The organism is Pseudohaliea sp. (assembly GCF_054552115.1).
This window is the reverse complement of record NZ_JBTOLW010000019.1, coordinates 64,096-72,602: the sequence shown is the minus strand read 5'-3', so window position 1 is coordinate 72,602 and position 8,507 is coordinate 64,096. Positions and strand designations below refer to the sequence as shown.

8 protein-coding genes are annotated in these 8,507 nt (G+C 70.2%); 6 read left to right on the top strand and 2 right to left on the bottom strand.

What is annotated here, in order from left to right; translation table 11 throughout:
- Window positions 1-431: 431 nt before the first annotated feature.
- From ACX93N_RS10610 to ACX93N_RS10590, 5 genes are all read left to right on the top strand, one after another.
- Complete coding sequence (locus ACX93N_RS10610; RefSeq protein ID WP_459428392.1) at window positions 432-1,637, top strand: MFS transporter; 1,206 nt, start codon at window positions 432-434, stop codon at window positions 1,635-1,637.
- A 76-nt stretch (window positions 1,638-1,713) separates the two neighbouring features.
- Window positions 1,714-2,208: a single-stranded DNA-binding protein gene (gene ssb / locus ACX93N_RS10605; protein ID WP_459428391.1), complete on the top strand. Its 495-nt coding sequence runs from the start codon at window positions 1,714-1,716 to the stop codon at window positions 2,206-2,208.
- A 121-nt stretch (window positions 2,209-2,329) separates the two neighbouring features.
- Window positions 2,330-3,199 (top strand): sugar nucleotide-binding protein, encoded by an 870-nt coding sequence (locus ACX93N_RS10600; protein ID WP_459428390.1) that lies wholly within the window; start codon window positions 2,330-2,332, stop codon window positions 3,197-3,199.
- Between the two features lie 4 nt (window positions 3,200-3,203).
- Complete coding sequence (gene moaB, locus ACX93N_RS10595) at window positions 3,204-3,722, top strand: molybdenum cofactor biosynthesis protein B (protein WP_459428389.1); 519 nt, start codon at window positions 3,204-3,206, stop codon at window positions 3,720-3,722.
- The gene (locus tag ACX93N_RS10590) at window positions 3,719-4,924 is read left to right on the top strand and encodes a molybdopterin molybdotransferase MoeA (RefSeq protein ID WP_459428388.1); all 1,206 of its coding nucleotides are present in this window, start codon (window positions 3,719-3,721) and stop codon (window positions 4,922-4,924) included. Before moaB ends, ACX93N_RS10590 begins: the two co-directional genes overlap by 4 nt.
- 30 nt (window positions 4,925-4,954) lie before the next feature.
- On the opposite strand, the gene fabB is transcribed toward ACX93N_RS10590, so the two are convergent.
- Complete coding sequence (fabB, locus tag ACX93N_RS10585) at window positions 4,955-6,181, bottom strand: beta-ketoacyl-ACP synthase I (protein WP_459428387.1); 1,227 nt, start codon at window positions 6,179-6,181, stop codon at window positions 4,955-4,957.
- 3 nt (window positions 6,182-6,184) lie between these two features.
- Window positions 6,185-6,700, bottom strand: a complete 516-nt coding sequence (gene fabA / locus ACX93N_RS10580) for a 3-hydroxyacyl-[acyl-carrier-protein] dehydratase FabA (protein WP_459428386.1) — start codon at window positions 6,698-6,700, stop codon at window positions 6,185-6,187.
- Window positions 6,701-6,968: 268 nt separating this feature from the next.
- On the opposite strand from fabA, the gene ACX93N_RS10575 reads away from it, so the two are divergent.
- Window positions 6,969-8,387, top strand: a complete 1,419-nt coding sequence (locus ACX93N_RS10575; RefSeq protein WP_459428385.1) for a mannose-1-phosphate guanylyltransferase/mannose-6-phosphate isomerase — start codon at window positions 6,969-6,971, stop codon at window positions 8,385-8,387.
- Window positions 8,388-8,507: the final 120 nt, after the last annotated feature.

Sequence of the window (8,507 nt, the reverse complement as noted above, 5' to 3'; positions counted from 1 at the left end):
GGCTCCCCGGGGAGAATTCCCCGGGGAAACGCGAAAAGCGCTTTCTTGGTTGTGTGCCTGGGTCCTTCCCTGTCCCGCTCTTTTCCTGGGGCGTTTCCCCCGCGCCAGCCCCTGCGCAGTGCCATGCACCAGGCAGCCTTTCAGGCTTTCCGCAGCGTCAGGGTGGGCGAGGGGGAGCCCCCGGCGCATTCAGGCCGCGCTTTGGCGCCAGGCGAGGGCCGGGGCTTTCCGCGAGCACTGTTCGAGTCCCGAAAATTCGCGCAGCGAATTTTGGTCGAGTTGCGCAGCGGCCGGCCCTCGCCTGGCGCCTGCGGCCGCGCCGGGGGCTCCCCCTCGCCCACCCGGGCTACGAAGTGCCATAAAGAGCCTCGGTTCCAATGCCTTCCGCGCATCGTGCTACCATTCGGCCCGTTCAGGAGGCTCCCCGTTTGTTGACCAAGAATCCCATGACCCCGGTCGAGCGCCGCGCTGTCGGTGCGCTGGCGCTGCTCTACAGCTTCCGCATGCTCGGGCTGTTCATGGTGCTGCCCCTGCTCGCGCTCTACGCGGCCGATATGCCCGGCGGCACGCCGCTGATGATCGGCATTGCGCTCGGCGCCTACGGCTTCAGCCAGGCGCTGCTGCAGATTCCCCTGGGCTGGCTCTCCGACCGGGTCGGCCGGGTGCCGGTGATCCTCGGCGGGCTGCTGGTCTTTGCCATCGGCAGCGTGGTCGCCGGCCTGGCCGAGTCTGTCGAGGGGATCGCCGTGGGCCGCCTGCTGCAGGGCGCCGGCGCGATTGCCGGGTCGGTGATGGCGCTGGTGGCGGACATCACCACCGACGAGCAGCGCACCAAGGCGATGGCCGTCGTCGGTGCCAGCATCGGCCTGTCGTTCGCCCTGTCGCTGGTGCTCGGCCCCATCATCGCAGCCTTCAGCGGGCTGCACGGCGTCTTCCTGCTGACGGCGGCGCTGGCGACCGCGGGCATCGCCATCGTGTTCTTCGGGGTGCCCCGCGGGGTACAGAGCCGGCACCACGACGAGGTGGGTGCGCAGCCGGGAATGATCGGCAAGGTGCTGGCGGATCCGGCGCTTCGGCGCCTGGATTTCGGGGTGTTCAGCCTGCATTTCATCCTCACTGCGAGCTTCCTGGTGATCCCCTTTGCCATCGAGGATGTTCTCGGCGTGGCCCGGGAGGCGCACTGGAAGGTCTACCTGCCCGTGCTGGTCGCCTCGATCCTGGGCATGCTGCCGCTGCTGCGCCTGTCGGAGCGGCACGGTTACGTGCGCGGCATGCTGCTCCTGTCCATCGCCATGCTCGTGCTCTCGGTGGCCGGCGTCACGCTGCTGGCGATTCCCGCCGTGCTTTACTTTGCCCTCTGGCTCTACTTCGTTGCCGTCAACTACCTCGAGGCGAGCCTGCCGTCCCTCGTGAGCAAGGCGGTGTTCCCCGGCGGCAAGGGCACCGCGCTCGGTGTCTACTCCACCAGCCAGTTCATCGGTGCCTTCTGCGGCGGCGCCAGCGGCGGCTGGGTGATGCAGCAGGGCGGTGTCGACGCGCTGTTCCTGCTCTGCCTCGTGCCGGGCCTGTTCTGGATCGCCAGTAGCTGGCGCCTGGTAGCGGCGCCCCGCGCCCGTGAGGCCGCGGTCCGCGGCTGACCGTTTCTGCTGTCGCATTCGCCCCGGCGCGTTGCTATAGTCGCTCCTTCCCAGGCGCAAGGAGGCAGGACGAGCCATGGCATCGCGTGGTATTAACAAGGTGATCCTCATCGGCAACCTCGGAGCCGACCCGGAGACCCGCTACATGCCCTCCGGCGGCGCCGTTACCAACGTCCGTCTCGCCACCTCCGAACAGTGGAAGGACAAGCAGACCGGCCAGCCGCAGGAGCGGACCGAGTGGCACCGGGTGGTATTTTTCAATCGCCTCGGGGAGATTGCCGGTGAGTACCTGCGCAAGGGCTCCAAGGTCTACGTGGAGGGTTCCCTGCGCACCCGCAAGTGGCAGGGTCAGGACGGCCAGGACCGCTACACGACCGAAATCGTCGCCAACGAGATGCAGATGCTCGACAGCCGCGGCCAGATGAGCGGTGGTGGCTACGATGCACCGGCAGACAGCTTCAACCAGGCGCCTCCGCGGCAACAGCAGGGCGGCGCCCAGGCCCCGGCAGGCGCCGGCGGCGGAGACAACCCGCCGGACTTCGGTGACTTCGACGACGACATCCCCTTCTAGGTTGGATCGGGCCGCGCTAGGCCGAGCCGCGTCAGGCCGGGCCGCGCCGGGCCTCGCGGGGATGGGCCATATCAGGCCGGCCCGCGGCTCTTCGCGGCCGAAGCCCGCCGGGTAGGCGTCGGTGGAGGTTCTCGTCATCGCTTCGGACAGCGCCGCCGGTGCGGCGCTGCTCTCCGTTCTTGCCCGCTGGGGGCGCCACGAGGTTGAACCGGTCACGATTGCCGCCAGCCGCTGGAAGAGCGAACGCCAGGCCAAGAAGGCCGTGCGGCGGGCGGGGCCGGCCTGCGTGGTCGACCTGCGCTTCACCCACCTCCTCGCCGCCGGCGAGCCCTTGCAGGACCTGGACTGCGCCCGTTCCCACTGGCTGGCGAAGGCCTGCGAGCGCTCGGGGGCCGATTACCTGCTACTGTCCAGCGCCGCTGTCTTTTCCGGGACCCTGCCCCATCCTTACCGGGAGCAGGAAACCCCTGATGCCCAGGATCCTCCCGGCTCGCTCCTCGCTGCGGTCGAGGCCCAGGTGCTGGCGGCCTGCAGCCGGGCCGCGGTGTTGCGAACCGGGCCGGTCTTTGCGAGCGACGGGCCTGGCTTCCTCGATGATGTGCTGCGCGCGCTTCTCGCCGGCGAGCCCAGGGTGCTCGATGACAGTGACAGCTTCTGCCCCGTTCCCGCAGCCGATCTCGGCCGGGTGCTTGCCGGGATGCTCGACCAGGTCGATGCGGGGGCGGAGCCGCGCGGGGTGTTTCACTACGCGAGCCCGGACCGCACCACGCTGTATGGTTTTGCCGAGGCGGTCATCGCGGCGGCCTCGCAGTTCGTGGCGGTGGCCGACGACGCCATTGCCCGCAGCCCGGTTGAAGAGGGCGACAGCGGCCGCAACTGGTCTCTCGACTGCCGCGAACTGCGCGATACTTTTGCCATCAAGCAGTTGCCCTGGCGCGCCGTGATCGGCGACGCCGTGCGGGCTTACCTCTCGAAGCAGCAGGGAGACTGAATCCATGGGCCAGTCCAGCGGTGATGCCGCCGTCGACCTTGCGGTGGCGGTCCTGACAGTGTCCGATACGCGCGGTCCCGAGGACGACAGCTCCGGGGACTACCTTGCGCGTGCGGCCAGCGAGGCCGGGCACCGCGTGGTGGCCCGGGAGCTCGTGCCGGACGATATCTACCGGCTGCGAGCCATTCTCTCCGCCTGGATTGCGGACCCGGCCGTGGAGGTCGTGCTGGTGACGGGCGGCACGGGCTTTGCCGGTCGCGACTCGACCCCGGAAGCGGTGACGCCGCTCTTCGACAAGCACATCGTCGGCTTCGGTGAGGTTTTCCGCTCGCTTTCCCTGGCGGAGATCGGTTCCTCAACGGTGCAGTCACGGGCCCTCGCGGGTCTGGCCAACGGCACCCTGCTGTTCTGCATGCCCGGCTCCACCGGCGCCTGCCGCACGGCCTGGGAGGGTATCCTGCGGGAGCAGCTCGACAGCCGGCACCGGCCCTGCAACTTCGTCGGCCTACTGCGCGGCGCATGATTTCCCTCGAGGGCGCCCTCGCGCGGCTGCTCGCAGCGGTGCCCGCACCGCCGGCGCTGGAGACGGTCCCGCTGGAAGCGGGGGCGGGCCGGGTGCTGGCCTCCCCGGTGCGCGCGCCGGCCGACGTCCCCGCCTTCGCCGACAGTGCGATGGACGGCTACGCCGTGCGCAGCGACGAGGTCGTGCCGGGTGCCCTTCTCCCCGTACACCAGCGCATCGCCGCCGGCACCGCGCCCGAACCCCTGCAGCGCGGTACCGCGGCGCGCATCTTTACCGGCGCGCCCCTGCCCGAGGGCGCTGATGCGGTACTCATGCAGGAGGACTGTGAGGCGGCGGGGGAAGCGGTGCGGCCGGGCCGGACCCCCGCGGCCGGTGAAAACATCCGGCCCCGCGGCGAGGACATCGCCGCCGGCAGCGAGCTCTTCGCTGCCGGCCGGCGCCTGCGGCCGCAGGATATCGGTCTCCTCGCGTCCGTCGGCTGTGGCGAGCTGGTGGTCTACCGGCCCCTGACCGTGGCGGTACTGGCCACCGGTGACGAGCTGGTGCCCGCGGGGCAGGCCCCCCTGGCGCCGGGCCAGCGCTACAACAGTAACGGGCCGATGCTCGCGGCCCTGCTCGCACGGCTGGGTTTCGCGGTACAGCCTCCGGTGCTGGTGGCCGACTGCGCCGAAGCCACCCGCGCCGCCCTCGCCGAGGCAGCGGCCGGCGCGGACCTCGTGCTCTCCACCGGCGGTGTTTCCGTCGGTGAGGAAGATCATGTGCGCGCCCAGGTGTCGGCGCTCGGCGAGCTGGACCTGTGGAAGGTCGCCGTGAAGCCTGGCAAGCCCTTCGCCTTCGGCCGCGTGGGTGACACGCCCTTCCTCGGTCTGCCCGGCAACCCGACGTCGGTCTTCGTGACCTTCTGCCTGCTGGCCCGGCCCTTCCTCCTGGCGGCGCAGGGCGCGCGGGTCGAGCCCCCGGTGGCGCTCTGGGTGCGGGCGGACTTCGCCGTGGCGCGCCCGCTATCCAGGGCTGATTACCGGCGCGTTTGGCTGCGCTCCGGGAACGACGGAGCGACCCGCGCGGAACTGTTTCCGAGGCAGGGCTCCGGGGTACTCAGCTCCGTGTGTGCGGCCGATGCGCTGGCGCGGGTGCCGGCGGGGCAGACGCTCGCCGCCGGGGACCCGGTGCAGGTGCTGCTGCTGGATTCGCTGCTGGGCTGACGGGCGACGCGTGCCCGCCCGGGACTCGTTTCAGTCGTCGAACGCCTGGAAGACCAGCGAGGCGTTGGTGCCCCCGAAGCCGAAGCTGTTCGACATGACCCGGGTGAGGCTGGCGCCGTCGACGCGTTCCCGGGCAATGGGCACGCCCGCCGCTTCCGGGTCCAGCGTCTCGATGTTTGCCGAGGCGGCGACGAAGCCGCGCTGCTGCATGAGCAGGCTGTAGATGGCTTCCTGCACCCCCGCCGCGCCCAGGGAGTGACCGGACAGGGATTTCGTGGAGCCGATCACCGGCATGGCGCCCAGGTCCTCGAAGGCTTCGCGCACCGCTTTCAGCTCCGTGATGTCGCCGGCCGGCGTGCTGGTGCCGTGGGCGTTGATGTAGTCCACCGGACCGTCGAGCGTGGCGAGCGCCTGGCGCATGCAGCGCACGGCGCCCTCGCCGGACGGAGCGACCATGTCGTGGCCGTCGGAGGTAGCGCCGTAGCCCACGAGCTCCGCATAGATTTTCGCGCCGCGGGCGCGGGCATGCTCCAGTTCCTCGAGTACCAGCATGCCGCCACCGCCGGCGATCACGAAGCCGTCCCGGTTGGCGTCATAGGCCCGGGACGCCTGTTCCGGCGTGTCGTTGTACTTCGTCGACAGGGCGCCCATGGCGTCGAAGAGGGCGCTCATGGTCCAGTGCAGTTCCTCGCCGCCGCCGGCGAAGACCAGGTCCTGCTTGCCGAGCTGGATCTGTTCCGCGCCCGCGCCGATGCAGTGAGCGCTCGTGGAGCAGGCCGAGGAAATAGAATAGTTCACACCCTTGATGCGGAAGGGCGTGGCCAGGCAGGCCGAGACCGTGCTGCCCATGGTCTGGGTCACGCGGTAGGGGCCGACGCGGCGCAGGCCGCGCTCGCGGAGAATGTCCGCGGCCTCGACCTGGCTTGCGGAGGAGGCGCCGCCGGAGCCGGCGATGATGCCGGTGCGCTCGTTGGAGATATCGCTTTCCTCCAGGCCCGCATCGGCGATCGCCTGGGCCATGGAGATATAGGCGTAGGCCGCGGCGTCACCCATGAAGCGCAGGCGCTTGCGGTCAATGTGCTCGGCGATGTCGATCTCCGGCGCGCCGGCGATATGGGAGCGCATGCCGGCGTCGATCTGCTCCTGCCGCAGGCGGACCCCGGAGCGGCCCGCGTAGAGGGCGTCGGCGACGCTTCCGGCATCGTTGCCGAGGCAGGAAACGATGCCAAGACCGGTAATGACGACTCGTCGGCTCATGGGTCAGAAGCTCTCCGTACTCTGGAACAGGCCCACGCGCAGGTCCCGGGCGGTGTAGATCTCTCGGCCGTCCACGGACACAGTGCCATCGGCGATCCCCATCACGAGCTTGCGCTCGATGACGCGCTTGATGTCGATCTGGTAGGTCACCAGGGAGGCCCCTGGCAGGATCTGCCCCGTGAACTTGACCTCTCCGGCGCCCAGGGCGCGGCCGCGCCCCGGGTTGCCCCGCCAGCCGAGGAAGAAGCCCAGCAACTGCCACATGGCGTCGAGGCCCAGGCAGCCGGGCATGACCGGGTCGCCCGGGAAGTGGCAGTCGAAAAACCACAGGTCCGGGTTGATATCGAGCTCCGCGCGGATTTCCCCCTTGCCCGCGGCGCCGCCTTCCGAGCTGATGTGACAGATCCGGTCCAGCATGAGCATGTTGCCCACGGGGAGCTGGGCATTGCCGGGGCCAAAGAGGTGGCCGGCGCCGCATTCGAGAAGCTCTTGCTTGTTGAAACTCTGCTGTCGGGTCATCGGTTTTCCGGGTGTCGAAGGCGTCGGGCGGGGCCCGGACGAGGGCTGAGACCGGGCGCCGGCTGGCGTCCTCGTCCCTAGACAGGGCCTCGCATTCTACCCGCTGGGCCCCAAAAATCCACCGCCCCGCGGGTGTAGTCGCCGGCGCCCGGTCGGGGCCGCCGGCGCGTCGACCCGCTGGCGTCGGCGCGCGGTCTTCCGATACCATCCTGTAACCGCCGTGCGACCGGGGTTGCCGGCAACGAAATCCCAGGTAACGAGGATCCGCATGCTGGTACCCGTCTTGTTGTCCGGGGGCGTCGGCAGCCGCCTGTGGCCGGTCTCCCGGGAGGCCTACCCGAAGCAGTTCCTGCCGCTGGCGAGCGAGCTGTCGATGCTCCAGGAAACCCTGGCCCGCACCGATGGCCTGGAGGCCGCTCCGCCCCTGGTGGTCTGCAACGAGGCGCATCGCTTCCTGGTCGCCGAGCAGCTGCGCCAGCTCGAGGTCGCCCCCGGGGCCATCATCCTCGAGCGCGAGGGCCGGAACACGGCCCCGGCCGTCGCCCTCGCCGCCCTGCGTGCCCTCGCCACGGATCCGGAGGCCACGCTGCTGGTGCTGCCCGCGGATCACATCATCCGCGATCGCGAGGCCTTCGTCGCTGCGGTCGATGCCGCGGTACCCCTGGCCGCCGACGGCCTCCTCGTGACCTTCGGGGTGGTGCCCACGAGCCCCGAGACGGGCTACGGTTACCTGCGCCGCGGGGAGGCCCTCGGCGAGGTTGCCGCGCGCCTCGACCGCTTCGTCGAGAAGCCGGACCGGGCCACCGCCGAGGCCTACCTCGAGAGCGGAGAGTACCTCTGGAACGCCGGCATGTTCCTGCTCCGCGCCGACAGCTACCTGGGCGAGCTCGAGCGGCAGGCGCCGGCCATGACGGCGGCCTGCCGGGAGGCCATGGCCGGTGTCAGCGGTGACCTGGATTTCCTGCGCCCGGACCCGGAGGCCCTCGCGGCGTGCCCGAGTGACTCCATCGACTACGCAGTCATGGAGGGCACGGACCGCGGCGCGGTGGTTCCCCTGGCCTGCGGCTGGAGCGATGTGGGTGCCTGGTCGACGCTTTGGGACGTGTCCGAGCACGACGGCGACGGCAACGTGGTGCACGGCGACGTGATCGTCGAGGACAGCCGCGACAGCTACCTGCGCGCCGAGTCCCGCCTGCTGGCTGCAGCCGGGGTGGAAAACCTCGTGGTGGTGGAGACTGCCGACGCCGTGCTGGTCGCCGGCCGGAACCAGGTGCAGGACGTGAAGCGCATCGTCGAGCGCCTGCGCCAGGCAGGCCGCAGCGAGGCGGCGCTGCACCAGCGGGTCTACCGGCCCTGGGGCAGCTACGAGTCACTGATCGTTGCCGAGCGGTTCCAGGTCAAGCGTATCGTGGTCAACCCCGGGGAAACGCTGTCGCTGCAGATGCACCACCACCGCGCCGAGCACTGGGTTGTCGTCCACGGCACCGCGGAGGTCACCTGCGAAGACCGTACCTTCATGCTTGGCGAGGACGAGTCCACCTACATCCCGCTGGGTCACAAGCACCGGTTGGCCAACCCCGGTAAGATACCCCTGGAGCTGATCGAGGTGCAGTCCGGCAGCTATCTCGGCGAGGACGACATCGTCCGCTTCCAGGACGCCTACGGCCGCGGCGGCGCCGCGGGCTGACGTTCAGCCGGCGGGTCGCGTCCCGCGCGCCGGTGGCGCGGCCTTGCCGCCAGGGCGATCACAGCAAGCTACCCATACCGCGACAGGCACAGCACGACACAGACAGCACGACACAGACAG

Coding starts and splice junctions, on each gene's coding strand:
- ssb (WP_459428391.1), top strand. CDS start 1,714: ATGGCATCGCGTGGTATTAACAAGGTGATCCTCATCGGCAACCTCGGA.
- moaB (WP_459428389.1), top strand. CDS start 3,204: ATGGGCCAGTCCAGCGGTGATGCCGCCGTCGACCTTGCGGTGGCGGTC.
- ACX93N_RS10590 (WP_459428388.1), top strand. CDS start 3,719: ATGATTTCCCTCGAGGGCGCCCTCGCGCGGCTGCTCGCAGCGGTGCCC.
- fabB (WP_459428387.1), bottom strand. CDS start 6,181: ATGAGCCGACGAGTCGTCATTACCGGTCTTGGCATCGTTTCCTGCCTC.
- fabA (WP_459428386.1), bottom strand. CDS start 6,700: ATGACCCGACAGCAGAGTTTCAACAAGCAAGAGCTTCTCGAATGCGGC.
- ACX93N_RS10575 (WP_459428385.1), top strand. CDS start 6,969: ATGCTGGTACCCGTCTTGTTGTCCGGGGGCGTCGGCAGCCGCCTGTGG.